General features: G+C 71.4%; 23 protein-coding genes and 2 pseudogenes. 16 read left to right on the plus strand and 9 right to left on the minus strand.

Annotation, left to right across the window (positions count from 1 at the left end; translation table 11 throughout):
* Window positions 1-9: 9 nt before the first annotated feature.
* Window positions 10-156, plus strand: a complete 147-nt coding sequence (locus tag ACZ5SK_RS30405; RefSeq protein ID WP_334577293.1) for a hypothetical protein — start codon at window positions 10-12, stop codon at window positions 154-156.
* 49 nt (window positions 157-205) lie between these two features.
* On the opposite strand, the gene ACZ5SK_RS30410 is transcribed toward ACZ5SK_RS30405, so the two are convergent.
* A complete protein-coding gene (locus tag ACZ5SK_RS30410; protein ID WP_361701493.1) occupies window positions 206-754 on the minus strand; it encodes a TetR/AcrR family transcriptional regulator in 549 nt (182 codons plus the stop codon).
* Between the two features lie 432 nt (window positions 755-1,186).
* Here ACZ5SK_RS30410 and ku point away from each other — a divergent pair, with 432 nt between their 5' ends.
* Both ku and ligD read left to right on the plus strand, forming a co-directional pair.
* On the plus strand, window positions 1,187-2,233 hold the full coding sequence (gene ku / locus ACZ5SK_RS30415; RefSeq protein ID WP_334577296.1) for a non-homologous end joining protein Ku: 1,047 nt from the start codon (window positions 1,187-1,189) through the stop codon (window positions 2,231-2,233).
* Window positions 2,234-2,539: 306 nt separating this feature from the next.
* Window positions 2,540-3,427, plus strand: a complete 888-nt coding sequence (gene ligD / locus ACZ5SK_RS30420) for a non-homologous end-joining DNA ligase (protein ID WP_361701491.1) — start codon at window positions 2,540-2,542, stop codon at window positions 3,425-3,427.
* A 187-nt stretch (window positions 3,428-3,614) separates the two neighbouring features.
* Here the strand turns inward: ligD and ACZ5SK_RS30425 are convergent, their stop codons facing one another.
* A complete protein-coding gene (locus ACZ5SK_RS30425) occupies window positions 3,615-4,412 on the minus strand; it encodes a nuclease-related domain-containing protein (RefSeq protein ID WP_334577298.1) in 798 nt (265 codons plus the stop codon).
* Between the two features lie 112 nt (window positions 4,413-4,524).
* On the opposite strand from ACZ5SK_RS30425, the gene ACZ5SK_RS30430 reads away from it, so the two are divergent.
* From ACZ5SK_RS30430 to ACZ5SK_RS30460, 7 genes are all read left to right on the plus strand, one after another.
* Complete coding sequence (locus ACZ5SK_RS30430) at window positions 4,525-5,034, plus strand: protein-tyrosine phosphatase family protein (protein ID WP_079659653.1); 510 nt, start codon at window positions 4,525-4,527, stop codon at window positions 5,032-5,034.
* Between the two features lie 204 nt (window positions 5,035-5,238).
* Window positions 5,239-6,000, plus strand: a complete 762-nt coding sequence (locus ACZ5SK_RS30435; protein ID WP_334581169.1) for a hypothetical protein — start codon at window positions 5,239-5,241, stop codon at window positions 5,998-6,000.
* Complete coding sequence (locus ACZ5SK_RS30440) at window positions 5,997-7,361, plus strand: ATP-binding protein (protein ID WP_468576732.1); 1,365 nt, start codon at window positions 5,997-5,999, stop codon at window positions 7,359-7,361. Before ACZ5SK_RS30435 ends, ACZ5SK_RS30440 begins: the two co-directional genes overlap by 4 nt.
* An 84-nt stretch (window positions 7,362-7,445) precedes the next feature.
* Window positions 7,446-8,294 carry an SH3 domain-containing protein gene (locus tag ACZ5SK_RS30445; RefSeq protein ID WP_468576733.1) on the plus strand — a complete coding sequence of 283 codons (849 nt, stop codon included), beginning with the start codon at window positions 7,446-7,448 and terminating at the stop codon, window positions 8,292-8,294.
* A gap of 106 nt (window positions 8,295-8,400) precedes the next feature.
* Window positions 8,401-9,840, plus strand: coding sequence for an FtsW/RodA/SpoVE family cell cycle protein (locus ACZ5SK_RS30450; protein WP_468576734.1), 1,440 nt, complete (start codon window positions 8,401-8,403; stop codon window positions 9,838-9,840).
* Entirely contained in the window at window positions 9,837-11,294 is a 1,458-nt protein-coding gene (locus ACZ5SK_RS30455) for a penicillin-binding transpeptidase domain-containing protein (protein WP_334577302.1), read from the plus strand. The genes ACZ5SK_RS30450 and ACZ5SK_RS30455 overlap by 4 nt, the downstream gene beginning before the upstream one ends.
* A gap of 45 nt (window positions 11,295-11,339) precedes the next feature.
* Window positions 11,340-11,846, plus strand: a complete 507-nt coding sequence (locus tag ACZ5SK_RS30460) for a DUF3291 domain-containing protein (RefSeq protein WP_334577303.1) — start codon at window positions 11,340-11,342, stop codon at window positions 11,844-11,846.
* Between the two features lie 22 nt (window positions 11,847-11,868).
* On the opposite strand, the gene ACZ5SK_RS30465 is transcribed toward ACZ5SK_RS30460, so the two are convergent.
* Window positions 11,869-12,471 carry a Uma2 family endonuclease gene (locus tag ACZ5SK_RS30465; RefSeq protein WP_334577304.1) on the minus strand — a complete coding sequence of 201 codons (603 nt, stop codon included), beginning with the start codon at window positions 12,469-12,471 and terminating at the stop codon, window positions 11,869-11,871.
* A 146-nt stretch (window positions 12,472-12,617) separates the two neighbouring features.
* Between ACZ5SK_RS30465 and ACZ5SK_RS30470 the strand changes: the two genes are divergently transcribed.
* From ACZ5SK_RS30470 to ACZ5SK_RS30490, 5 genes and pseudogenes are all read left to right on the plus strand, one after another.
* Complete coding sequence (locus ACZ5SK_RS30470) at window positions 12,618-13,556, plus strand: AurF N-oxygenase family protein (RefSeq protein ID WP_334577305.1); 939 nt, start codon at window positions 12,618-12,620, stop codon at window positions 13,554-13,556.
* Window positions 13,557-13,612: 56 nt separating this feature from the next.
* Window positions 13,613-14,263: a TetR/AcrR family transcriptional regulator gene (locus tag ACZ5SK_RS30475; protein ID WP_334577306.1), complete on the plus strand. Its 651-nt coding sequence runs from the start codon at window positions 13,613-13,615 to the stop codon at window positions 14,261-14,263.
* A gap of 14 nt (window positions 14,264-14,277) precedes the next feature.
* Window positions 14,278-14,580: a hypothetical protein gene (locus ACZ5SK_RS30480; protein ID WP_334577307.1), complete on the plus strand. Its 303-nt coding sequence runs from the start codon at window positions 14,278-14,280 to the stop codon at window positions 14,578-14,580.
* A gap of 103 nt (window positions 14,581-14,683) precedes the next feature.
* Window positions 14,684-15,442, plus strand: a pseudogene (locus ACZ5SK_RS30485) (coiled-coil domain-containing protein); the annotation flags it as partial.
* Between the two features lie 465 nt (window positions 15,443-15,907).
* A pseudogene (locus ACZ5SK_RS30490) lies at window positions 15,908-16,291 on the plus strand (C40 family peptidase); the annotation flags it as partial.
* A 17-nt stretch (window positions 16,292-16,308) separates the two neighbouring features.
* Here the strand turns inward: ACZ5SK_RS30490 and ACZ5SK_RS30495 are convergent.
* Genes ACZ5SK_RS30495 through ACZ5SK_RS30515 form a run of 5 tightly spaced genes read right to left on the minus strand, consistent with a single transcriptional unit; the run spans window position 16,309 to window position 22,019 of the window.
* A complete protein-coding gene (locus ACZ5SK_RS30495) occupies window positions 16,309-17,562 on the minus strand; it encodes a styrene monooxygenase/indole monooxygenase family protein (protein WP_334577308.1) in 1,254 nt (417 codons plus the stop codon).
* 24 nt (window positions 17,563-17,586) lie between these two features.
* Window positions 17,587-18,231 carry a GTP-binding protein gene (locus ACZ5SK_RS30500; RefSeq protein WP_079659673.1) on the minus strand — a complete coding sequence of 215 codons (645 nt, stop codon included), beginning with the start codon at window positions 18,229-18,231 and terminating at the stop codon, window positions 17,587-17,589.
* Window positions 18,212-18,652, minus strand: a complete 441-nt coding sequence (locus ACZ5SK_RS30505) for a DUF742 domain-containing protein (protein ID WP_334577309.1) — start codon at window positions 18,650-18,652, stop codon at window positions 18,212-18,214. Before ACZ5SK_RS30505 ends, ACZ5SK_RS30500 begins: the two co-directional genes overlap by 20 nt.
* Window positions 18,649-19,152, minus strand: coding sequence for a roadblock/LC7 domain-containing protein (locus ACZ5SK_RS30510; protein WP_319676141.1), 504 nt, complete (start codon window positions 19,150-19,152; stop codon window positions 18,649-18,651). The genes ACZ5SK_RS30505 and ACZ5SK_RS30510 overlap by 4 nt, the downstream gene beginning before the upstream one ends.
* Window positions 19,149-22,019 (minus strand): sensor histidine kinase, encoded by a 2,871-nt coding sequence (locus ACZ5SK_RS30515; RefSeq protein ID WP_334577310.1) that lies wholly within the window; start codon window positions 22,017-22,019, stop codon window positions 19,149-19,151. Before ACZ5SK_RS30515 ends, ACZ5SK_RS30510 begins: the two co-directional genes overlap by 4 nt.
* A gap of 356 nt (window positions 22,020-22,375) precedes the next feature.
* Between ACZ5SK_RS30515 and ACZ5SK_RS30520 the strand changes: the two genes are divergently transcribed.
* Window positions 22,376-23,167, plus strand: a complete 792-nt coding sequence (locus ACZ5SK_RS30520) for a hypothetical protein (protein ID WP_334577311.1) — start codon at window positions 22,376-22,378, stop codon at window positions 23,165-23,167.
* Between the two features lie 53 nt (window positions 23,168-23,220).
* On the opposite strand, the gene ACZ5SK_RS30525 is transcribed toward ACZ5SK_RS30520, so the two are convergent.
* On the minus strand, window positions 23,221-23,661 hold the full coding sequence (locus ACZ5SK_RS30525; protein WP_334581171.1) for a MarR family winged helix-turn-helix transcriptional regulator: 441 nt from the start codon (window positions 23,659-23,661) through the stop codon (window positions 23,221-23,223).
* Window positions 23,662-23,732: the final 71 nt, after the last annotated feature.

Genomic DNA, 23,732 nt, shown 5'->3' on the forward strand with positions numbered 1-23,732 from the left:
CGCGACACCATGCCACTGAACCACCGCCTCAAGGCGCAGTCGCCGACTCTCGCGCAGTCGGCCCACGTCTTCGGCGACCACCTCCGCACCGACCTGCGCACCTGGGTCCCGGGTCGCGTCCCGGACGACGACGCACTGATGGCACCCTGCAACTGAAGCAAGCGGGCGCCGCTTCCCCGATCCTCGACGCGGTCGGCAGACGCCGCTACCGCTGGGCGCGCAGGCTCGCGCACGCCAGGTCGATCATGCGCTTGCGCGCCTCCGGGTCGGGGCCCTGCTGCTCACGGGACAGACAGCCGACCATGAGCGCCTTGACGTCGGCAGGCACGACGTCCGGCCGCACGGCGCCGGCCTTCTGCGCACCGACGAGCAGCTCCTCTTCCACGGCCAGCAGATTGTGCTCGGGGGCCAAGGCCACCGAGTGGACGTCGAAGCCTGTCCCGCTCATCGCCTGCGACAGACCGAGATTGGCCGCGCTGTGCTCGACCATCAGGGCGAAGAACTCGAAGAACGCTGCGCCTGGATCGCGGGTCGCGGCCAGTTGCCGGGCCAGGTCGACGATTTCGGCCACCAGATGCAGCACGATCGCCTCGTAGAGCGAGTCCTTCGTCGGGAAATGGCGGCTGACCGTCCCTGTGCCCACACCGGCCCGCCGGGCGATCTCCGCCACCGGTACCGACAGCCCCTCGGTGGCGAACGTCTCCAACGCCACCTCCAGGACACGCTTGCGGTTGCGCTCGGCATCAGCACGCATCAAAGACCCTCAGACTTCCGACCAAGCGGGACAACTGTCCCGATTGTAGTGGACCGAGCGGCGGCTGAGTTCTGGCGAACGCCCTGGAACGCAACGTCCGGCTCACCGCCCGCGTCCGACAGCTGGAGAACCGGCTCTCCCAACAGCGCGGTAAACAGGCCTGGCGCGACTCCGGCCTCGGGGCGCCCACCGACATCGACCACCTCCAGCGATCACCACCCTCGAACAGCGGGTGGTGGAACTCCAGGGCCAACTCGAAGATCGCGCCGAGGAGCTGCAGGCCGGGCGGGCCGCCAACCGAGAGCTGACCCGGACCCTCAATCAAGTCAAACGCTGACCGCGCTTCTTCCTCCGAACCGTCCGGGTGGCGCATGCCGGGATGCGATCAGCAGCCGACGGAGGTGCCATGGGAAAACAGGAGGTGAGAAGGCCATGGCCCGAGCGGTTTGGAGCGGTGCTCTCTCATTCGGGCTCGTCGCCCTGCCGGTGCAGCTGTTCACGGCGACGGAAAGCCACACGATCCGCTTCAACCAACTCCAACGCGGAACGTCCGACCGAGTGCGCAACAAGCGAGTCAACGAGCGCACCGGCGAGGAAGTCCCCATGGAGGAGATCGTCAAGGGCTTCGACATGGGAGACGAGTACGTGGTCGTCGATCCTGACGAACTGGATGAGATCGCCCCTGGCCAGTCCAAGTCGCTGGAGATCACCGGGTTCGTCGACCTGGACCAAGTCGAGCCGGTCTTCTTCGACAAGACCTACTACCTGGCCCCCAAGGGCAAAGAGTATGCCAAGGTGTACGCCCTGCTCCACAGGGCCTTGGCGCAGGCGAACAAGGTCGGTATCGCCACCGTTGTCATGCGCAACCACGAGTACCTGGTCGCCGTAAAAGCAGAGGGCGACGTCCTGGCGATGCACACCATGCACTGGGCGGACGAGGTCCGCGACCCTCACCGAGAGATCGGAAGCCTCCCGGAAGAGACGCAGGTCGCCGACAAGGAGTTGCAGACGGCGGTGCAGTTGGTCGAGGCGCTGAGCATCGACTGGAATCCGGAGGAGTACCACGACACCTACCAGGAGAAGGTGCTCCAACTGGTGGAGGCCAAGCGCACCGGTCAGACGGTGGAGAAGGGCGAGGCGCCACCACTCTCCACCAATGTCATCGATCTCATGGGCGCGTTGGAGGCCAGTGTGAAACAGGCCAAAACCGCCAGGGAGAGAAGCGAAGGGCAGACGCAGAAGGCCGCAGGTGGCAGCCCTCCGTCCCGTTTGAGGACCGCCGGCGAAAAACGCGCCGGCCGTACGGCGAAAAGGGCAGAGAAGTCCTCAGTGGGTTCGGAGCTGGAGGGGCTGAGCAAGGCTGAGCTGTATCGGCGCGCATCCGAAGCGGACGTCCCGGGCCGTTCGTCGATGACGCGCGAGGAGCTACTCAAGGCCCTCACCGGCAAGAGGGGACGTCACACCACACGAGTCTCCTGACACGGCCCCTCAAGGCAGCGGTCCCGCCGTGCGAAGACAGTGACAGGCCGGACTCGCTGCGCCTTCGAGGGTGCGCCGTGTCCGGAAGGATCCTCCCTGGGACCGCTCCGCCGCCGTGGCTCAGCGCCGGCCGCCCGCACGGCCCCTCGGCCGACCGCAAGGCCCCTGCCCGCAGCCCGACGCCGGACACGGAGAGCACCCGGCTGCCGGCCAAGCCCCTAGGAGATGGCGCCGTTCCATGTGGATCTCACGTGCAGCATCCTCCCGGGAGAGCGTTATGTACCGGTTTTATGTGATTCTCATGGTATGACGCCGATCACTGAGGTGGAGGGACGGCGGCTCGCGCTCAGCAATCTGGAGAAGGTGCTGTATCCGGCGACCGGCTTCACCAAGGGTGAGGTGCTGCACTACTACGCGACCGTCGCCGACGTCCTGCTCCCCCATCTGCGCGACCGGCCGCTGTCCTTCCTGCGCTACCCCGACGGGCCCGACGGGCAGGTCTTCTTCGCCAAGAACGTGCCGCCGGGCACGCCCGAGTGGGTCACGACCGCCGAGGTGCCGCGGTCGGAGGGGCCGGCTCGGATGGTCGTCGTGCAGGATCTGGCGAGTCTGGTGTGGGCGGCGAACCTCGTCACCGAGTTCCATACGCCTCAGTGGGTGATTCAGGAGCCGACGGTCGCCGACCGGCTCGTCTTCGACCTCGACCCTGGGCCCCCCGCGACCGTCGTCGAGTGCTGCGAGGTCGCGGTGTGGCTGCGGGAGCGGTTGGCGGCGGACGGGATCGAGGCGTACGCGAAGACGTCCGGGGCGAAGGGGCTGCATCTGCTGGCGGCGGTGCGGGGGGCGTCGTCCGAACAGGTCTCGGAGTATGCGAAGCGGCTGGCTGTGGAGGCGGAGCGGCAGATGCCGCGGCTGGTGCTGCATCGGATGACGCGGAGTCTGCGGCCGGGGAAGGTGTTCGTGGACTGGAGTCAGAACGCGGCGCGGAAGACGACGGCTGCGCCGTACACGCTGCGGGCTCGGGCCGCACCGACGGTGTCCGCGCCGGTCACGTGGGAGGAGGTGGAGGGGTGCCGGGCCGTGGAGACGCTCACGTTTCTTGCCTCGGATGTCGCTCCGCGGGTGCAGGATTACGGGGATCTGCTGGCGCCGCTGCTCGATGGGGGGCGGGCGGGGGTGGTGCCTGTGCAATGAGGGGGGCCTTTGCAATGAGGGGTGACTGTGCAACGAGGGAAGCCTGTGCAACGAGGGGGCGGTTTTTCGCCCCCGCCGCCCCTACCCGTTCCCATCCCTGGGGGCTGCGCCCCCAGACCCCCCTCTCGGCCCCGGAAGGGCCTCGTCCTCAAGCGCCGGACGGGCTGAAAGGGCGGGCTGGAGGGCGTCATGACCAGGTTCCCCTGTCCCTCGCCATCGCGTGGAGGGCCTCCACGTCTGCCGGTTTGAGGATTCCGCCCAGCCGGGACAGGTCGGCCAGGGCCGTGTCGGTCAGGATGCGGACCTCGCGTGGGGGGAGCGGGACCGCGACGTCCGTGGGGGCGACGAGGACCAGGAGCGGGCGGACCTCGGCCGTCAGGGCGTAGGAGGCGCGGTCGGCGTCTGCGCGCAGGCGCCGGAGCAGGGGTTCCGGGGTCCGGCGGCCCAGGGTGACCATGGGGTCGGCGATGCGGACCCGCTGTTTGCGGGCGTACAGGGTGTGGATCGCGAACAGGCCGGCGGGGCCGATCGCCAGGTGGTGGACACGGTCTCCGCCGGGCAGCGGGACGGAGTGCAGGGTGCGCCAGCCCGCGCCGTCGAGGCGGTCCAGGGCCTCGCCCACGGTCTGCTCGGCCGCCAGGGCGTGGCGGCGCGGGTCGGTGCGGAGGCGGTGGGCGGGGCCCGGGTCTCGGTCCAGGGCGATGAGGAGGGCCTCGCCGGGACGGTTGGGGGCCAGGTCGTCGTCGGGATGGAGGGCCAGGCGGGCCAGTTCCGCGGGGGTCGGCACCGGGGGTGGGCCGACCGTGACAGGGCCCGTGATGAAGGGGCCCAGGGCCTTGAGGACGTCCTCTCTGCGGGCGTCGCCGAGCAGGTTGACGCGGCCCGCCTCACGGTCGTACCAGGCGATGTTCCTGCCGTCCGTGAGACAGACGTAGAGCCGCTCCTGGCCATGTCGCCAGGTCGGTATGACGCGCAGTCCGTTCATGCACCATCACCCCACCGACCATGGGAACAGTAGGGGTGCTCCGGGGGCAAGAAGGCGGTTACCTTCGAAGGGAGCTGGGCAGGCACTGGGCAGCGCGTTTGGGGAGGCGCCGTTGCGGACCCGCAGGAAGCAACCCGACGTACCGGTTCCGGACCGTCCGTGGAGCGAGATCGTGCCCGGCCTGTGGATGGGCGGGCACGAGTTCCGGGGGTCCGGCGGGGAGCTGGAGCTCGCCGTGGTGCGGGGCGAGTTCGATCTCGTCCAGACGTTGACGCGGGCCCGGCAGGGACACGGGCCCGATCCCGGTGTGCGGCACCATGTGTGGCCGATTCCGGACGGTCCGCTGGACGGCACCCAGCTCGCCGGGGTGATCCGGCTTGCGCAGGCCGCGGGGGACGCGATGGACGAGGGGCGTACGGTCCTCGTCCGCTGTTACAGCGGCTACAACCGGTCCGGGCTGGTCGTGGCCCACACGCTGGTGCACCGGGGGCACTCGGTCGAGGACGCGATCCGGCTGATACGGTCACGGCGCTCGCCGTGGGCCCTGCACAACGAGTTGTTCGTGGAGTACCTGCGGGCGGGGCTGCCGACGGCCAGACTGCTGGAGGAGCTGGCCGAGTAATCGTTTCACCGGGTCGGCATCTCCGGCCCAACCGGTACGCAAAACAGACTTCCCCATGAATAAGGTGTACGGGGCCTGACATCGTCGTAGCCCAAGAGGAGTCACAGGAGTCCCGTGCCTCGCAGTCGCCCCGTCCGTCGCTCCCGTTCCGCGGGTTCTTCCGGCTCCCTTCGCCCCGGACGCGCCAGCCGTGCCGGCCGTCCCGTGTTCGTCGGTCTCACCGTCGTTCTGCTGGCGTCGGTCGCCGTGGGCTGCGGTGACGCCGGTGAGCTGAAGGGCGCGGGGGCCACGCCGACCGCGATCAGCCCGGACAAGCTCTGGCCGGATCTGAAGCCCGCCGCGAGCCCGGCCTTCGACATCGGCGAGGTCGACACCGAGGTGATCAAGGGCATCACGGTGCCCGGGGGCGACATCCACAAGGTGGATCCGGTCGCGGTCGTCCGCAGAGAGATCGCCGCGCACCCGGGCGATTACAGCGCGGGGGCGTACGACGACACCGCCCGCCTGATGGCCGACTGCGGCAAGAGCGGCGCGCAGGGGCGCAGGTGTCCCGTCCTCAAGGCGTACTACCGCGATCTCACCGGCGACGGCCGTGACGACATGACGCTGGGCTTCCGGCAGCTGCCCGGCAACCTGACGGCCGTCCGCGTCTACACCGTCCGCAAGGACCGGCTCGTGCAGATCATGGGCTACGAGGACGCCGTGAGCGCGGTCGAGCTGGCCGGACGGTCCGTGATCATCCGCGCCCCTTCGGAGGTCGCCGGCTACGAGTACCGCCTGCAGTGGACCTGGGACCAGCAGCAGCAGGCGATGCTGCTCACCAACGACGAGATGCTGCGCACCGGCGACGTGGACCACAAGCGCTCCCCGCACGCCCCGCACTCCTCACGGCCCCCGGTCTCCCCTTCCCCCTACCCCTCCGCTTCGGCCTCCCCCTCGGCCTCCGCCTCCGCGAGTGGCCGATGAGGCTCGCGCTGCCCTCGTGGGCCGGCACACTCGCCGTGAAGGCCGCCGTCTTCATCACGGTGATGTGCTGCGCGCTGGCCGCCCTGCTCGGCGTTCTGGTGCATGTGTCGGTGACGAACCAGACCGTCGGCCAGGCTCGCGAAATCGCCCTGTCCCGGCTGAAGGACGCGACGACGGCGTTCGAGGCCGGGGACTCCCTCGGGCGGGGAGCGAGCCTCGATCCGCCGGGGCTGCCCACCTCGCTACGGACGCTGGCGGTGGCCGGGGAGCGCGGCACGATGGTCGCCGAATACCGGGGGCGCCCCACGATGTGGGCGGCGGGGCCCGCCGACGGCGAGCGGGCCCTCGCGGTCGCCGTCGACTACTCGCAGAGCGCCCACACCATCGAGGCGCTCGACACCGCGATCCTGTGGTCGTCGGTGCTGGCGATCGGGGCGACGCTGCTGGTCGGCGCCGTCGCGGTGACCCGGGTGACCCGGCGGCTGCACACCACCGCGCAAGTGGCCCGGCGGATCACCGCCGGCGACCTGGACGCCCGCGTGGACGACCCCCGCGCGAAGGACTCGGGCCGGCCGCACGACGAGGTGGGCGCCGTCGCCGTCGCACTGGACTCCATGGCGTCCTCGCTGCAGGGCAAGCTGCTGAGCGAGCAGCGGTTCACCGCCGACGTGGCGCACGAGCTGCGCACCCCGCTGACCGGGCTGCACGCGGCGGCCGAACTGCTGCCGCCGGGGCGGCCGACGGAGCTGGTGCGCGACCGGGTGGCGGCGCTGCGCACCCTGACCGAGGACCTGCTGGAGATCTCCCGGCTGGACACCGGGCGGGAGCGGCTGGAGCTGGACGCCGAGCAACTGGGCGCGCTGGCGATGCGGGTGGTGCGAACGGCGGAGGGTTCCGCCACCTTCGTGGGTTCGGCCGGCCTCGGGACGTCCGGGACCGGGACCGGGACCGGTGCCGGTGCCGGTGCCGAGTCCGCGGCCACGGTCACGGTCGTCATCGTCCGGGACGTGCGCGTGGAGACCGACCGGCGACGCCTTGAGCGGGTGCTGGGGAACCTGCTGGCCAACGCGTACCGGCATGGCCGACCCCCGGTGACGCTGACCGTGGACGGGCCCGTGGTCACCGTCCGGGACCACGGGGACGGCTATCCGGAGTACCTCGTCACACACGGGCCACAACGGTTCCGCACCGAGGGCGGGGCGAAGGGGCACGGGCTCGGGCTGACCATCGCGGTCGGCCAGGCAGAGGTGATGGGCGCCCGGCTGACGTTCGCCAACGCGCCGGACGGCGGTGCCGTGGCCACGCTGACGCTCCCTCAGACGCCTCCTGCCGGGGGCTGCCTCTCCGATGGCGCAGTGTGACGGGCGACGTGCGCGAACCGCTCCTAATGTGGCGATAAGTCGGCTTCACCCTCTTCGCTACGCCCTCTTCATGGAGGTATCGCCATGTCCGCGCGCTCCGCTCTCACCCGTCTCGCCATCGTGACCGCAGCAGGCGCACTCGCCGCCGCCGCGACCATCACCCCCGCCCTCGCCGGCGACGGGGACGACGACTGGGGCGACAACAGCAGCACCAGCGGCAACAGCAACGGCAACAACTTCGGCGCCCAGGGGGACGACCCACAGGACTGGCAGAACCAGGGCGGCGGGGACGGCGGAGGCGGCGGGGGCGGCGGCAACCAAGGCGGCGGGGGCAACGGCAACCAGGGCGGCGGCAACCAGGGTGGTGGGGGCGGCGGCAACCAAGGCGGCGGGGGCAACGGCAACGGCAACCAGGGCGGCGGGGGCGGCGGCAACCAGGGCGGTGGGGGCGGCGGCCAGAACAACGGCCAGAACAATGGTCAGAACCACGGCCAGAACAACAACGGTCAGAACAACAACGGAAACGGAAACGGGAACGGGCAGTCGGGCGGCGGCAACGGCGGCGGCGGTGGCGGTAACGGCGGTGGTGACGGCGGCGGCGGTAACGGCGGCTGGCAGTCGGGCGGTGGTGGCGACGGCGGCAACTGGCAGTCCGGGAACCACGACAACGACCACGACAACGACGACGACAACGACTTCCGCCGCTCCCGTGGGCGCGTCACCGCCAACGAGTTGCTCCTGCGCAGCAAGCCGACCCGCGCCAGCGAGGTGATCCGGGTCGCCCACCGCGGGGAGATCGTCTCGATCTTCTGCAAGACGTCCGGCCAGGAGGTCCAGGGCGACCGTCTGTGGTACCTCCTCGAGGACGGCACCTGGGCCTGGGGCGCGGCGCGCTTCATCGACACCATCGGGACGAAACCGCGCTGGTGCTGACACGGCGCCAGGACTGCGACCGGCACAGTGCCGGCACTACGCCGACACGACGGCGATCGAAAGCATCCACGGCTCACAAGGAGCCCCATTTGGGTAAGTTCCGGACATGACGAAAGCCGGAGTCGGAGCGGCGGCCACCCTGGTGGCGGCGGCCGACGCACCCGCCCCCGCGGTCGGCCTCCCCCGGCGCCGTGGCGTCGAGCTCGCCCTCATCGTCCTGGCCGTCCTGCTCTCCGCGTACGGCTACTGCGCCGTCGGCCTCGCCAAGAGCGGCACCGTCCCGCCCGGCGCCGCCGGTTACGGCGCCGGGCTCGGCGTGCTCGCGCTGCTGGCGCATCTCGCGGTGCGGTGGCGGGCGCCCTGCGCGGACCCGCTCCTGCTGCCCATCGGCGTGCTGCTCAACGGGATCGGCCTGGTGCTGATCTACCGGCTCGACCTGGAGACGCCGGGCGACCGGGCGGCACCCACACAACTGGTGTGGTCCACGCTCGGCGTGGCCCTGTTCATCGTGGTCGTGGTCGCGCTGCGCGATCACCGGGTGCTCCAGCGGTACGCGTACGTGTGCGTGGTCGGCGCGCTCGCCCTTCTCGCCCTGCCGATCCTGTTCCCGGCCGTGAACGGCGCCCGCATCTGGATCCGGATCGCCGGGTTCTCCATCCAGCCGGGCGAGTTCGCGAAGGTGCTGCTGGCGGTGTTCTTCGCCGCGTACCTGGCGGCCAACCGCACGGCCCTGGCGTACGCGGGACGGACGATCTGGCGTTTCAGGCGGATGCAACTGCCCACCGGGCGCGTCCTCGGACCGATCGTCGCGATCTGGCTGCTGAGCGTCGGCGTGCTGGTCCTGGAGCGGGACCTCGGCACGTCCCTGCTGTTCTTCGGACTGTTCGTGGTCATGCTCTACGTCGCCACCGGCCGCACCGGCTGGATCGCCGTCGGGCTGCTGCTCGCCTCGCTCGGCGCGGTCGCCGTCGGCCGGCTGGAGCCGCACGTGCACAGCAGGGTCCAGGACTGGCTGCACCCGTTCGCGTCGATCGAGGCCGGTCAGGGCCCCAACCAGCTTGCGCAGTCGCTGTTCTCGTTCGCGGCCGGCGGTGTGCTCGGCACCGGGCTCGGGCTCGGCCACTCCATCCTCATCGGGTTCGCCGCGAAGTCGGACTTCATCCTGGCGACGGCCGGTGAGGAACTGGGCCTGGCGGGGCTGACGGCGCTCTTCCTGCTCTACGGCCTGCTGGTGGAGCGCGGCTACCGGGCGGGACTGTCCCTGCGCGACCCGTTCGGCCGGCTGCTGGCTACCGGCCTCGCCTCGATCGTGGCGCTCCAGGTGTTCGTGATCGCGGGCGGGGTGACCGGGCTGATCCCGCTGACCGGCATGGCGATGCCGTTCCTGGCGCAGGGCGGCTCGTCGGTCGTCACCAACTGGGCGATCGTGGCGCTGCTGATCCGGGTGAGCGACTCGGCGCGACGGCCGTACGCGCAACAGTTCGAGGAGTCGGTTCATGAAGCCGTCGCCGTACCGGCCGGCACGAGCCCTCGCAGGTCCGGGTGACCCGGCACATCCGGCGCGCCGCCGTCTTCTGCGCCCTGCTGCTGGTGGCGCTGCTGGTGAACGCGGCGCGCGTCCAGGTCGTCCGGTCCGGTGTCTACGACGACAACCCGGCCAACCGGCGCGGCTCCATCGCCCGTTACGCCCAGCCGCGCGGCGACATCCTGGTCGGCGGGACCCCGGTCACCGGCTCGCGGGACACCGGGGAGCAGCTGCGCTACGAGCGCACGTACCAGGACGGGCCGCTGTACGCGCCGGTGACCGGCTTCGCCTCGCAGGTGTACGGGACGACGTTCCTGGAGCACACCGGGGACGACATCCTGTCCGGGTCGGATCCGCTGCTCTCGCCGTTCCCCCTGTGGAACGACGTCACGCGCGGCCGGCCCCCCGGCGGCAACGTGGTGACGACGCTGAACCGCCGCGCCCAGTGGGCCGCCTATGAAGGGCTGGACGGCCGCAAGGGCGCGGTGGCCGCGGTGGAGCCGGCGACGGGGCGGGTGCTGGCGCTGGTGTCGAGTCCGTCGTACGACCCGGGCGTGCTGTCCGGGAACGACGCCGGGGCGCAGCGGGCCTGGGAGCGGCTCAACGGCGACCCGGACCGGCCGATGCTGAACCGGGCGGTGCGGCAGACGTATCCGCCGGGGTCGACGTTCAAGGTGGTCACCGCGGCGGCGGCGCTGGACGCGGGCGTGATCACGGATCTCGACGCGGCGACCGACTCCCCCGACCCCTATCGGCTGCCCGGGACGACGACGGTCCTGACGAACGAGGGCGAGGGCTGTGAGGACGCTCCGCTGCGGGACGCCTTCGAGTGGTCGTGCAACACGGTGTTCGCGAAGCTGGGCGTGGACACGGGGCTGGCCCGGATGACCCGGACGGCGCAGGCGTTCGGCTTCAACGACGTGGAGGTGCGGATCCCGTTCTCGGTCGCGCCGAGCACCTTCGACACCTCGCTCGACAGGGCGCAGCTGGCGCTGTCCTCGATCGGCCAGTACAACACGCGGGCGACCCCGCTGCAGATGGCGATGGTGGCGGCGGCGGTGGCCGACGGGGGGCAGGCGCACACGCCGTATCTGGTGGAGCGGACGACGCGCAAGGGCGGGGCGACGGTGGCCACGGCCGGTTCCCGTTCGTCCCGTCAGGTGATGTTGCCCTCGACGGCGCGGCGGCTGCGGGAGTTGATGGAGGACGTGGTGCGGGAGGGCACCGGCACGAACGCCGCGATCCCCGGCGCGGTCGTCGGCGGCAAGACCGGCACCGCCCAGCACGGCATCGGCAACGCCGGGATTCCGTATGCCTGGTTCGTGTCGTGGGCGCAGGGCGAGCGGGACATGGAGCCGAAGGTCGCGGTCGCGGTGGTGGTGGAGGACGGGTCGGCGCGCCGCGGGGACATCACCGGGGGCGGGATGGCGGCGCCGATCGCGCGGGCGGTGATGGAGGCGGTGCTCGACTCGTGAGACGGGGGGTACCGAACGGCACACTCCCGACCTACCGTTCGGTCCATGACTGACGCAGCCGCCTTCGAACTCGCCCAGGTCAATATCGCCCGTCTCAAGTCCCCTTTGGACTCACCGGAGTTGAAGGACTTCGTCGATGCCCTCGACCCGGTCAACGCCGACGCCGACGCGGCCGCCGGTTTCGTCTGGCGCCTCCAGTCGGAGGACGGCGACGCGACCGGCATCGAGGTCTTCGGCGATGCCTGGCTGATCGTCAACATGTCGGTGTGGCGGGACGCCGACGCCCTGACCGCGTACATGTACCAGGGCCGGCACCGCGAGATGCTCTCCCGTCGGCGGGACTGGTTCGAGCGGACGGCGGAGGCGATGGCGACCCTGTGGTGGGTGCCGGCCGGTCATCGCCCGACGGTCGCGGAGGCCGAGTCCCGTCTCCTCCACCTGCGCGCGAACGGCCCGACCCCGTACGCCTTCACCCTGCGCACGTCGTTCCCGGCCCAGGGGGCGGAACCGATCGCCCTGTCGATCTCGGAGGACCTGGGCTGCTCGGTCTGAGGATCCTGGGGACCGAGGAGCGTCACCGGCGGCGTCGGTCGGCCGCGGCGAGGTCGATGGTGAGGGGGAACGGTTCGGTCAACTTGAGCTGGCTGTGGTGGATGCCCATGAGCGCGTATGCGCTGGTGGCGGGGTCGAGTTCGTAGACGTACACCACGGGCAGGCCGTCGTTCTCCTCGACGCGCCAGTAGTGACGGATGCCCGCAGCCGCGTACTTCAGGGGCTTGACCTGGCGGTCGCGGTCCTGCGAGTCCTCCGAGACGATCTCCGCCGCGAGGACGACGTCGTCGGGGTGGAGCCAGGTCTGCAGGGGTCCGGTGTCCGCGTCCGCGCGGACCACCAGGACGTCGGGCTCCGGGCGGTTGCGCCTGTCCAGCCTGACGGTGAACTCGCGGTAGATGTCGAACTTGTCCGGCACCTGTTCCAGCAGGGTGTGCTCCAGCAGACGCAGGGTGCGCATGTGGAAACGGGTCTGCGGACTCACGAAGACGAGGCTCCCGTCGATCAGCTCCGTGTGCGGAGGCAGGTTCGGGAGCCGATCCAGGTCCTCGGCCGCCCAACCGCCCTCTGGCGGGCGGGCCCACTCGTAGTCCTCATCCAGCCCGTACTCGCGTGCGGCGCTCATGATCACTCCCATGCGGTGGAGCCTGGCAGACACAGTCAGCGTACCCAGCGGGATATGCCGATTCGCCCCTTTGTCGAGTGATCACGGACAGTGCGGTTGACGCGCAGGGGATTGACGAGCTTGCTGACAGGCAGTCTCATAAGGGCATGACGAGCCTCACCGATGCCGATGCGCTGGACGGGCTGCGGGACGCGCTGGGCCTGCTCAAGGGGCGGGAGCAGGTGGCCGAGCGGCTGCTCGCGTCCTCTGCCAGGCACTCCTTCGACCCGGACAAGGAACTGGACTGGGACGCCCCCTTCGAGGAGGGCAAGTGGTTCTGGCCGCCCGAGCTCGTGTCGCTGTACGACACGCCCATGTGGCGGCGGATGAGCGAGGAGCAGCGGATCCTGCTGTCGCAGCACGAGGCCGCCGCGCTCGCCTCGCTCGGCATCTGGTTCGAGATCATCCTCATGCAGCTGCTCGTCCGGCACATCTACGACAAGGCGGCGACGAGCGCGCACGTCCGGTACGCGCTGACCGAGATCGAGGACGAGTGCCGGCACTCGAAGATGTTCGCCCGGCTGATCTCGTCCGGTGGCACCCCCTGGTACCCGGTGAGCCGCGCCCACCAGAACCTGGGGCGGCTGTTCAAGACGATCTCCACCACCCCCGGCTCCTTCACCGCGACCCTGCTCGGCGAGGAGGTCCTGGACTGGATGCAGCGGCTGACCTTCCCGGACGAGCGGGTCCAGCCGCTGATCAGGGGCGTCACCCGGATCCACGTCGTGGAGGAGGCCCGGCACGTGCGGTACGCCCGCGAGGAGCTGCGCCGGCAGATGATGACCGCGCCGAGGTGGTCGCAGGAGTTCACCAGGGTCACGTCGGGCGAGTTCGCCCGGGTGTTCTCCGTCGCCTTCGTGAACCCCGAGGTCTATACGAACGTCGGCCTGGACAGGCGTGCGGCGATGGCGCAGGTGCAGGCCAGCGGGCACCGCAGGGAGATCATGCAGACGGGAGCGAAGCGGCTGACGGACTTCCTGGACGACATCGGCGTGCTCCGGGGGGTCGGGCGACGGCTGTGGAGGTCGTCGGGGCTGCTGGCGTGACCGGAGCGTGACGGGCGGCGGGCGCGGGGCCGGGGTGGGCGATTACGCTGCACATCATGACCCCCGCCGCCCCCGCCTACCGGCGCCTCAGCGTCGAGGAGCGCCGTAGTCAGCTACTCGACGCCGCGCTCTCGCTCTTCGCGCACCGCGTCCCCGAGGACGTCTCGCTGGACGACGTGGCGGAGGCCGCCGGGGTGTCCCGGCCGCTCGTCTACCGGTACTTCCCGGGCGGCAAGCAGCAGCTCTACGAGGCCGCCCTGCGCTCCGCCGCCGAGGAACTGAACCACTGCTTCGACGAGCCCCGCCAGGGCCCCCTCCTCCCCCGCCTGGCCCGCGCCCTCGACCGCTACCTCACCTTCGTCGCCCGCCACGACGCCGGCTTCAGCGCCCTGCTCCAGGGCGGCAGCGTCGTCGAGACCTCCCGGACGACGGCCATCGTGGACGGCGTACGACGGGCCGCCGCCGAGCACATCTACAGCCACCTGGGGGTCGCCGATCCCGGCCCGCGGCTCCGGATGACCGTACGGATGTGGATCACCGCGGTGGAGGCGGCCTCCCTCATCTGGCTCGACGAGGACAAGCAGCCGCCCGCCGACGAGCTGCGGGACTGGCTGGTGGACCAGTTCGTCGCCGTCCTCACGGTGACCGCGGCGCGGGACGCGCAGACCGCCGAGGTGATCCGGGGTGCGCTGGCCGCGGAGACCTGATCGACACTGGTGGCGTGAAGAGCGAAGACACCCCCTTTGAGGGCGGGCCCATGGACGGCCGGGTCCTGCCCGTGCTGCTGGGCCCGACCGGGCAGCCGCCGAAGACGTACCGCATCCCCGTCCCCGACGCGGCCGGCGGCCCGCCGACCGTCCTGGTCTACCGGCGCGTGCCCCGCGGCCACAGCAAGAAGCTCGGACTGCCTAAGGGCTGGAAGTACGAGTTCGATCCCGAGGGGAAGAAGAGCGGCCGACCACGGTGGCCCTGGTCCAAGCCCGACGCCACGCCGGACGGCCGACGGGACGACGCCGACGAGTGACCCCGTTGCGCCGAACCGCGCACGCTCGGCGCGCGGGTCGCGCGCGCACGCCTGATGCTCACCCTGCGGGATGGAGGGGCCACCCCGCAGCGGAGGTGATGACGTGTCAGGAAGACTGCTGCGTCTGGCCTGTACGGTCTCGACGGCGGCGTTCGCCGCACAGACCGTCCTGGCCCCCGGACTCGCCGTGGCCGTACCGGAGCCACCGGAGCCGGGCGAACGGACAGTGACCGCGTCGCCGACCCCGGAGCCGGACGAACCGCCGGCCGCCGAGGCGGAGACGCCGGAAACCGATGAGCGCACCGCGGCCGAGCTGCTGGTGGAGCTTCAGCGGCTGTATCGGGAGGTCGAGCGGGCCACCGAGGCCTTCAACGCCACCGACGAGCAGCTCGGGCGGCGGCGGGCCGAGACCGCGCGGCTGGACGCCGCTCTGGCCAAGGCCCGGCTCTCCCTGCACGACAGCCGGGGCGCGGCCGGACGGCTGGCCCGCCAGCAGTACCAGGGCAGCACCGGCATCTCCCCCTACGTACGGCTGTTGCTCGCCCGCGATCCGCAACACGCCCTCGACCAAGAGCATGTGATCGGCCGGCTGGCGCGCGAGCGGGCGAAGACGGTGGGGCGGCTGAAGAGCGGCGAACGCAAGGCCGACGGGCTGGCGCGCAAGGCCCGCGCCGCCCTCGACGACCAACTCACCCTCGCCGAGCGCGCGAAGAAGGAGCGGGACGACGTCCGCCGGCGCCTCGACGACGTCGAGAAACTCCTCGCCTCCCTCACGGCCGAGCAGCTCACCGCCCTCGCCGAGCTGGAGAAGAAGAGCGCCGCCCAGGCCCAGCAAAAGCTCATGCCATCCGGCGCCCTCGGCGCACCCGGCGCCCTCGGCGCATTCGGTACGGCCGGTGCCGCCGGTACGGCCGGAGCGCTCGATGTCTCCGGTGCGCTCGATGTGTCCGGTGCACCCCGTGCCCCTGGTGCACTCGGTGCGACCGGTACATCCGGCGCAGCCGGTTCGCCCGGTGCGCCCGGGGCCGCCGGTGCGCCCGGTACGCCCGGTGCAGCCGGTGCCTCCGGGGCCACCGGTGCGCCCGGTACATCCGGTTCGCCCGGTGCCGCCGGTGCGCCCGGTGCCGCCGGTGCGCCCGGTGCCGCCGGTGCCTTCGGTGTGCTCGGTGCGCCCGGTGCCGCCGGTGCCTTCGGTGTGCTCGGCGCATCCGGTGCCACCGGTACGGCCGAAGCCGCCGGTGCGCCGGGTGCGCCCGGTGTGCTCGGTGCGGCCGGTGCGACGGGTACATCCGGTGCGGCCGGTGTGCTTGGTGTGGTTGGTGTGGGGCGGAGGCCGTCCGAGGAGGGGGAGCGGGCCGTGCGGTATGCCGTGGGGCAGATCGGCAAGCCGTATGAATGGGGTGCCGAGGGCCCGAAGTCGTACGACTGTTCGGGCCTAACGTCCGAGGCCTGGGGGCGTGCCGGGAGGCCCATCCCCCGCACCAGCGAGGAGCAGTGGGCGCGGCTGACGAGGATCCCGCTGACGCAGCTGCGCCCCGGCGACCTGGTGATCTACTTCCCCGACGCCAGCCACGTGGCGATGTACCTGGGCGGGGGCAGGGTGATCCAGGCGCCGAGGACGGGCGAGAAGGTCAAGGTGACCCCGATCGCGGCCCAGCCGGTGCTCGGCGCCGTACGGCCGGACCCGGAGGGGAAGCCGCTGGGCCGCTAGGAGCCGCCCCCGGTTCGTCAGGCTCCGGCGACCGATGTCAGGTAGGCGGCCGTCTTGTCGGGCTCGTAGAAGAAGTTCTCGAAGTCGGCCGGGTCGTTGAAGGCATTGGCGAAACGATCAGCCACGGGCGGCAGCTGCCCGGCCGCGCCCAGCAGGTTGACGATGTGCTCCGGCGGCGGGGCCAGCATCGCGTTGGTCCACTTGGTGACGTGCTGAGCCGTCTCCCAGTACCGGTCGAAGGTGGCCTGCATCCACTCCTCGTCGAACTCCTTCTCCCCCTGCTCGAGGATCGACGCGAGATACGCGGCGGCGCACTTGGACGCCGAGTTGGAGCCCTGACCGGTGACCGGGTCGTTCGCCACGACGACGTCGGCGACGCCGAGCACCAGGCCGCCGCCGGGGAGCCGGCCGACGGGGTTGCGCACGGTGGGCGCGTAGCGGCCGGACAGCGTGCCGCCGGCGTCGGTCAGTTCGGCCTTGGTGGCTCGCGCGTACTCCCAGGGCGTGAACTTCTCCATGAGTTCCAGGGTCAGGGAGAGGTGTTCCGCCGGGTCCTTGACGCCGTTGAAGACGTCCAGCGGGCCGCCGGGTATGCCCTCCCAGAAGAGGATGTCGGCGCGGCCGGAGGTGGTGAGCGTCGGCATGACGAAGAGCTCGCCGACGCCGGGCACGAGGTTGCAGCGGACCGCCTCCAGGTCCGGGTGCTCCGGGCGCGGGCCCAGGCCGTGGACGTAGGCGACGGCGAGGGCGCGCTGCGGCTGGGTGTACGGGGAGCGCTCGGCGTCGCGGCCGAACATCTGGACGAGCTCGCCCTTGCCGGCCGAGACCAGGACGAGGTCGTAGGCGCGCGAGAAGTAGTCGAGGTCGGAGACCGCCGCGCCATGGATGACGAGCTGGCCGCCGCGCTGGGCGAACGTCTCCATCCAGCCCGCCATCTTCACCCGCTGGTCGACGGACTGCGCGTACCCGTCGAGCCGGCCGAGCCAGTCGATCGCGCGCTGCGTCGGGCCCGGGTCGTGCGAACCGGGAGCGGCGACCGAGACGCCGAGGCCCCCGATCTTCGGGGCCTGCTGCTCCCAGAAGTTCAGCTGGAGGTCGCGCTCGTGCTGCAGGGCGGTGTGGAACATGCACTGTGTCGACATGACCCGGCCGGAGCGGATCTCGTCCGCGGTCCGGTTCGACATCAGGGTGACCTCGTACCCGTGCGACTGGAGGCCGAGGGCGAGCTGGAGACCGGACTGGCCGGCTCCGACGACGAGTATCTTCCGCATGCGGGGAACTCTCCTTGAGGGGCCTTACTCGGGGGTTTCGTCGAGCGCGTGGCCCACCAGGGCCAGCAGAGTCTCGATCACCGAGATCCGGCGCCGCGCATCCATGATCATGACAGGTATGTGCGCGGGGATCGTCAGCGCCTCCCGCACGTCCTCCGGCTCGAACAGCTCGCTGCCGTCGAAGTGGTTGACGGCGACGACGTACGGCAGTCCGCAGCTCTCGAAGTAGTCCAGCGCGGGGAAGCAGTCCTTCAGGCGGCGGGTGTCGGCCAGGACGACGGCGCCGATCGCGCCGCGCACCAGGTCGTCCCACATGAACCAGAACCGCTGCTGGCCCGGCGTGCCGAACAGGTAGAGCACCAGGTCGTCGTCGAGCGTGAGGCGGCCGTAGTCCATGGCGACCGTGGTGGTGGTCTTCTCCGGGGTGCCGGTGAGGTCGTCGGTCTCCTCGCTGGCCTCGGTCATCAGCGCCTCCGTCTGGAGGGGCTCGATCTCCGAGACGGTGCCGACGAGGGTGGTCTTGCCGACGCCGAAGCCGCCCGCCACCACGATCTTGGTGGCAATGGGGGCCCGGGTGCGGTCCGTCTGCCAGGGCTGCAACGTCTCGTCGGGCTCGGGCTCGACGAACGGGGAGACGCCACGAGCGGCGTCAGAGACGACGGAGTCCACTCAGCACCCTTTCCAGCAGAGCGCGGTCGGGACGGCCCGTACCGTGAGCGGTACCGGTGCCGTACACACGGATCTTTCCCTGGTCCGCGAGGTCGCTGAGGAGCACCCGGACCACGCCGAGCGGCATCTTCAGCAGCGCGGCGATCTCCGCCACCGTGCGCATACGGCGGCACAGTTCGACGATGGCCCGCAGTTCCGGCATGACCGTGGACTTGAGGGAACCATTCGTCAGCTCTTTACGCTCTTCGGGCGCTTCGAGGGCGGCCACGAAGGTCTCCACCAGCAGGACGTGCCCGAAGCGGGTGCGGCCGCCGGTGAGCGAGTAGGGGCGCACGCGGGCCGGCTTGCGGTCGCCGCCCCGGACGGGGAGTTGCTGCCTGGCGGACTGCTGTTCCGCGGGCTGCTGCGGGGCGGCGCTCATCGGACGATCCCCGTCGTCGTGGACTCCAGGGACTGTCGTAGCTCGCTGCGGAGTTCCGGGGTCAGGACATGGCCGGCGCGGCCCACGAAGAGGGCCATGTGGTACGCCACCACGCTCATGTCGCAGTCGGCGGAGCCGTGCACGCCGAGGAGCGAGCCGTCGCTGATCGACATGACGAAGAGGCTGCCCTCGTCCATCGCGACCATGGTGTGCTTGACCCCACCGAAGGCGATGAGCTTGGCGGCGCCGACGGTGAGGCTGCCGATGCCGGAGACGATGGTGGCGAGGTCGGCGGAGGAGCCGCGTGGGCCGGAGGGTTTGATCTCGCGGGACTGGCGTGCCTCGTCGTTGCGGCCTGGGTCCGAGGAGAGCAGGAGCAGGCCGTCGGAGGAGACGACGGCGACGGACTGGATGCCGGGTACCTCCTCCACGAGGTTGGTCAACAGCCAGTGCAGGTTTCGGGCTTCACTGCTCAGTCCGAAGGTACTGGGCGCGGTCAACTGCTTGCCTCCTCGACTGTGCCCCCCGTGTCTTCTTCGGCGTGTGCGTGTGCTTCTTGAGCTCTTTGCGGTGTGTGCGGCGCCGGAACTGTGTTCTGGCCCGTGCGTTCTGCCATTTCCGCTTCCACGTCGCGGTAGCCGGCCTCCGCACCCCTGCGGAAGCCGCCCAGACGGCGGCGGAGGGCGTCCGCGTCGACGGAGCCGGTCCGCTGGCGCGGGGTGTGTGCGGGTGTCGTGATCTTGGGGGTGCGCTTGGGGAGGCCCTTGTCGGTGAGGGCGTCCTCCGGGGCGCGCGCGTGTTCCGCCTCGGCTTCGCCATCGGCCGATTCGTTCCCGTACGCACCGGCCGTACTGCTTTCGTCGCCGGCTGCGGACGGCCCTTGTGAGGCGTTCTCGCCGTCGACGACCGCGGGTTCGGCGGCCCCTGGTTCGGGGGTTCCGGGTTCGGGGGCTCCGGGTTCGTAGGCTCCGGGTTCGGCGGCTCCGGGTTCGTAGGCTCCGGGTTCGGGGGTGGCAGTGGTCTGCTCCCCCGCCGTTGCGTCCGGTGGGGACGGCAGCAGCAGTTCCATCGTCGTCTCGGCCAGGGTCTCGACCGGGGTGTCGACCGGGGTCTGCGACCTGCGTACCGCCTGTTCCGCCAGGGCGACCAGGGGATCCGGCTGCTTCGAACGGCCGGGCAGGACATTGGAGTTGGCCTCCGCGTCCGCGCCGGGCAGGGTGAACGCCTGGGCGGTGGCGGAGGCCGGGGCCGTCGACGGGATGGCGGTGGTGGGGGCGGCGGCGAGGAGCGGGGCAGGCAGGACGACGACTGCCGCCACCCCGCCCTGCTTCTGCTCGCGCAACCGCACCCGCACCCCGTGCCGGTGGGCGAGCCGGGCCACCACGTACAGGCCGAGGCCGAGGCCGTCCTCGCCCTCCTGGTCGTACGGCGTCTCCGGGTCGAACTCGGCGAGGCGGGCGTTGAGCCGCTCCAGGCGGTCGGCCGTGATCCCGATGCCCTCGTCCTGGACGGAGAGCATGACCTCGCCGTTCTCCAGGAGCCAGCCGGAGACCTCGACGGGCAGGTCGGGCGGGGAGAACGAGGTGGCGTTCTCCATGAGTTCGGCCAGGAGGTGGGAGAGGTCGTCGGCGGCGAAGCCCGCCACGTGGGCGTGCGGGGGCAGCGCCGAGATACGGACCCGCTCGTAGCGCTCGATCTCGCTGACCGCCGCGCGGACCACGTCCACCAGCGGGATCGCGCCCGCGTGCTGCTGGACGTGTTCCGTGCCGGCCAGGACCAGCAGGTTCTCGCTGTGGCGGCGCATGACCGTGGCGAAGTGGTCGAGCTTGAAGAGGGTGGCCAGGCGGTCCGGGTCCTGTTCGCGCTCCTCCAGGCCCTCGATGACGGCGAGTTGGCGCTCCACGAGGCCGAGGGTGCGCAGGGCGAGGTTGACGAAGGTGCCGCTGATGCTGTCGCGCAGGCCGTCCAGCTTGGCCGCGGAGTCGGCGAGTTCGGCGCGCAGTTCCTCGCGGGCGTCGGCCATCCGCTGGCGCTGGCCGACGAGGTGCTTACGGTCGGACTCCAGGGTGCTGACGCGCTCGTGGACGGCCACGGCGTGCTCGTGCAGCGCGTTGACGGAGCGGACGACCTGGGCGAACTCGTCGTTGCGGCCGGTGAACCGGACCGGTTCCTCGGCCGCCGGGTTCTCGGCCTCGGCCAGCCGCGCCGATCCCCGGCGCAGCACGGACAGCGGGCGGGTGAGGCTGCGGGCCAGGCCCGTGGCGACGACGACCGCCAGCAGCATCAGGGCCCCGAGGAGGGTGACCCGCAGCTCCAGGTCGGTGACGTCGTCGTCCCGGAGCTGGGCGAGGTCCTCGGTGCGGTGGTTGTACAGGGAGGACTCGACGCCGCGCATCAGGTCGACGCGGGCGGAGAGCGCGGCGTCCAGCTTCTTGACGCCGGTGTCGAGTTCTTTGCCGCTCAGCGTCGGCTGGTCGGTGAGGGAGGCGAGGTAGGCCTCGGCCGTGTCGACGTCGCCGCCGGTGACGGTGGAGTCGTAGGAGGACACCGCCTCCTGGGGCGCGCCCTCCCGGAAGTCGGCGAGGGCCGCGTCGGAGCGCAGCCGGGCCTGCTGCGCGGCGGCGGTGAGGGCGTCGCGCTGCTTGGTGTCGGCTTCGGTGGAGACCTTCTCGGTGGTCGTCCGGCCGGTGACGGGGTCGTAGTCGGTCTCGGTGGTCGTCGGCACGTTGAGCGCCGCGAGCAGCAGTCCCCGGGCCGCGGAGGCCTGCTGGACGGCCGTGTCGAGCTCGGCGAGGGCGTATGCGCCGGAGCCGGCCCGCGGCGGCATCTGCTCGGCCAGCCGGTCGACGAGGACGTGGAGGGCGGCGACGGCCTCGGAGTACGCCTGGTGCGCCTGGAACGCCGTGCTCTTGCCGGTGAGGGCCGACTGCCGTACGGAGGGGACGGCTGCGAGGGCCTTGCGCAGCGCTTCGGAGACGTCCGTCCCGGTGGTCAGCTCGCGCGTCTGCCGGTCCACGCGGGCGCTGCCCTGCGTGGAGGGCGCCTTGGACTTGGCGCGGCCGGCCGCGACGTAGGCGGTGACCTCGTCGCGTTCGTCCGCCAGGGACTGGGCGAGGGCGACGGCGTCCTGGGTCTGTTCGGCGAGGGTGACCAGGTCCTGGGAGTCCTTCAGCTGCCCGGAGGCGGCGAGGATCGAGGGGGTGCCGGCCCCGGCGACGGCGGCGGCCACCACGGCCACCGCGACGATCAGCCGGTTGCGTACGTGGGTGGGGCGGCCCTTGCCGACAGGGGTGCGCTCCGCGCCCCCCTCGGAGGCCGTCTGCCTGCCTGTACGCCGAGGCCGCGTCTTCTGCACCGGTGCTCGCATTCCTGACTCGTGCTCCATGGGCCGGATGTGTCGCTCCGTCAACTGGTGCGTACGTCCGGTACGGTTCCCGACCCTCCCAGTGCCGGTGGGCAGGGGTCGCGCATCGGTTGTCCCGCCACCCGAAGGAGTGAACATCGGAGGGGAGTTGGCGGGCAAGTTCCTCTGGCGTGTGCAGGGGCCTTGCCCGGCAGGCCGGTTGGACGTGGGCGGCGGGCTTTGACAGTATTCGCCGCCACGCCTTCCCGGAGTGCTTCATTCCTACCCAAAGCAGGCGTCTGACCTGCGGCGGTACGGCTGTTCGGCGCGCGATGCCAGCCTTTTGCGAAGGCTGTGAAGGGGTCGTGCAGACTGGCCGAATGCGTACGGAACTTGTGTCGGAGGCCGGCGATCGGGCCCGCCCCAACGAGGACTTCGCGGGTATCGGACTTTCCGCCTCCGGACAGGGCGGTTCGCTCGTCCTCCTGGACGGAGTGACGCCGCCGCGGGGCGGCGCGGGCTGTCTGCATTCGGTCCCCTGGTTCACCGCGCGATTGGGCGGCGCGCTGACCGAACTGACCGTTTCACTCCTGGATGTTCCGCTGGCCGAGGCGCTCGCCCTCGCCATCGCACGTACCGCTGGGGCCCATTCCGAAACCTGTGACCTTTCTCACCCACGCACCCCACAGGCCACAGTGGCCCTGGCGCGCTGGTCGCCGGAGACGGTCGAGTGCCTGGTCCTGTGCGACGCGACGCTGCTGCTGGCGTCGCCGGGCGGCACGGTGACCGCCGTCCAGGACGACCGGCTGGCGCGACTGCCGCGCGCGCTGCTGAGCAGCGCCGAGGTCGTCGACGGCACGCTGCGCAACAAGGAGGGCGGGTTCTTCACGGCCGCGGCCGATCCCGCGGTGGCGGCCCGCGCGGTGACCGTGACCGTGCCGCGCGCCGAGGTGCACGCCCTGGCCGCGCTGTCGGACGGGGCCACCCGCTGGACGGAGCTCTTCCGCGAGGGCGACTGGGCGGCCCTGTTCGCGCTCCTCCGCAAGGAGGGTGCGGGGGCGCTGGTGGAGCGGGTCCGGGAGCTGGAGCGGGCGGACGACGGCGCCGGGCGGGCCTTCCTGGGCTGGGCGAAGACGCATGACGACGCGACGGTGGTGCGCGTGGAGCTGTGAGGCGGGGAACGCCGAGGCGTGGGAGTTCCCGTGAGGCGGTTACGGCCGCCGGCTCACTTCTCCATGCCCCGGTTCAGCTGCTGCAGCAGGCGGGCCAGCTCGCCGACCTCTGCGCGGTCCCAGTCGGAGAAGTGGCTGACGTACCGCTCGCGGCGGGCGTTGCGGACCCGCCGGACCCGGGTGCGGCCCTCCTCGGTGAGGTCGACCAGCCAGGCGCGGCCGTCCGCGGGGTCCGGCTCGCGGGCGATCAGGCCGAGTTGCTCCAGGGCGCGCAGCTGGCGGGACATGGTGGCCTTGCCGACGCCGATGTAGGCGGCGAGTTCCGTGGCGCGCCGGCGGCCGCACTCCTCCAGCCGGACGAGGAGGCCGTAGGCGGCGGACTCCAGGTCCGGGTGGACCTCGCGGGCCATCTCGCCCTGGTTGGCGCGGGCGCGGCGCAGCAGCACCGTGAGCTCCCGCTCCAGGGACAGGAACTCGCGGTCGTCCCGCTCCACGCCGCGCGACGACGCGTCGCCGCCCGTCTCCCTGCGGTCCCCACGGTCCTCGTGGTCGTCGCGGTCCTCGT

The organism is Streptomyces sp. NPDC031474, assembly GCF_055581185.1.

Excerpts from the sequence above, each read along its gene's own strand:
- ACZ5SK_RS30405 (WP_334577293.1), top strand. The coding sequence starts at position 10 with ATGCCACTGAACCACCGCCTCAAGGCGCAGTCGCCGACTCTCGCGCAG.
- ACZ5SK_RS30470 (WP_334577305.1), top strand. The coding sequence starts at position 12,618 with ATGACGAGCCTCACCGATGCCGATGCGCTGGACGGGCTGCGGGACGCG.
- ACZ5SK_RS30410 (WP_361701493.1), bottom strand. The coding sequence starts at position 754 with ATGCGTGCTGATGCCGAGCGCAACCGCAAGCGTGTCCTGGAGGTGGCG.
- ACZ5SK_RS30465 (WP_334577304.1), bottom strand. The coding sequence starts at position 12,471 with ATGAGCGCCGCACGCGAGTACGGGCTGGATGAGGACTACGAGTGGGCC.
- ligD (WP_361701491.1), top strand. The coding sequence starts at position 2,540 with ATGACGCCGATCACTGAGGTGGAGGGACGGCGGCTCGCGCTCAGCAAT.
- ACZ5SK_RS30495 (WP_334577308.1), bottom strand. The coding sequence starts at position 17,562 with ATGCGGAAGATACTCGTCGTCGGAGCCGGCCAGTCCGGTCTCCAGCTC.
- ACZ5SK_RS30440 (WP_468576732.1), top strand. The coding sequence starts at position 5,997 with ATGAGGCTCGCGCTGCCCTCGTGGGCCGGCACACTCGCCGTGAAGGCC.
- ACZ5SK_RS30445 (WP_468576733.1), top strand. The coding sequence starts at position 7,446 with ATGTCCGCGCGCTCCGCTCTCACCCGTCTCGCCATCGTGACCGCAGCA.
- ACZ5SK_RS30520 (WP_334577311.1), top strand. The coding sequence starts at position 22,376 with ATGCGTACGGAACTTGTGTCGGAGGCCGGCGATCGGGCCCGCCCCAAC.
- ACZ5SK_RS30450 (WP_468576734.1), top strand. The coding sequence starts at position 8,401 with ATGACGAAAGCCGGAGTCGGAGCGGCGGCCACCCTGGTGGCGGCGGCC.
- ACZ5SK_RS30460 (WP_334577303.1), top strand. The coding sequence starts at position 11,340 with ATGACTGACGCAGCCGCCTTCGAACTCGCCCAGGTCAATATCGCCCGT.
- ACZ5SK_RS30505 (WP_334577309.1), bottom strand. The coding sequence starts at position 18,652 with ATGAGCGCCGCCCCGCAGCAGCCCGCGGAACAGCAGTCCGCCAGGCAG.
- ACZ5SK_RS30425 (WP_334577298.1), bottom strand. The coding sequence starts at position 4,412 with ATGAACGGACTGCGCGTCATACCGACCTGGCGACATGGCCAGGAGCGG.
- ku (WP_334577296.1), top strand. The coding sequence starts at position 1,187 with ATGGCCCGAGCGGTTTGGAGCGGTGCTCTCTCATTCGGGCTCGTCGCC.
- ACZ5SK_RS30475 (WP_334577306.1), top strand. The coding sequence starts at position 13,613 with ATGACCCCCGCCGCCCCCGCCTACCGGCGCCTCAGCGTCGAGGAGCGC.
- ACZ5SK_RS30515 (WP_334577310.1), bottom strand. The coding sequence starts at position 22,019 with ATGCGAGCACCGGTGCAGAAGACGCGGCCTCGGCGTACAGGCAGGCAG.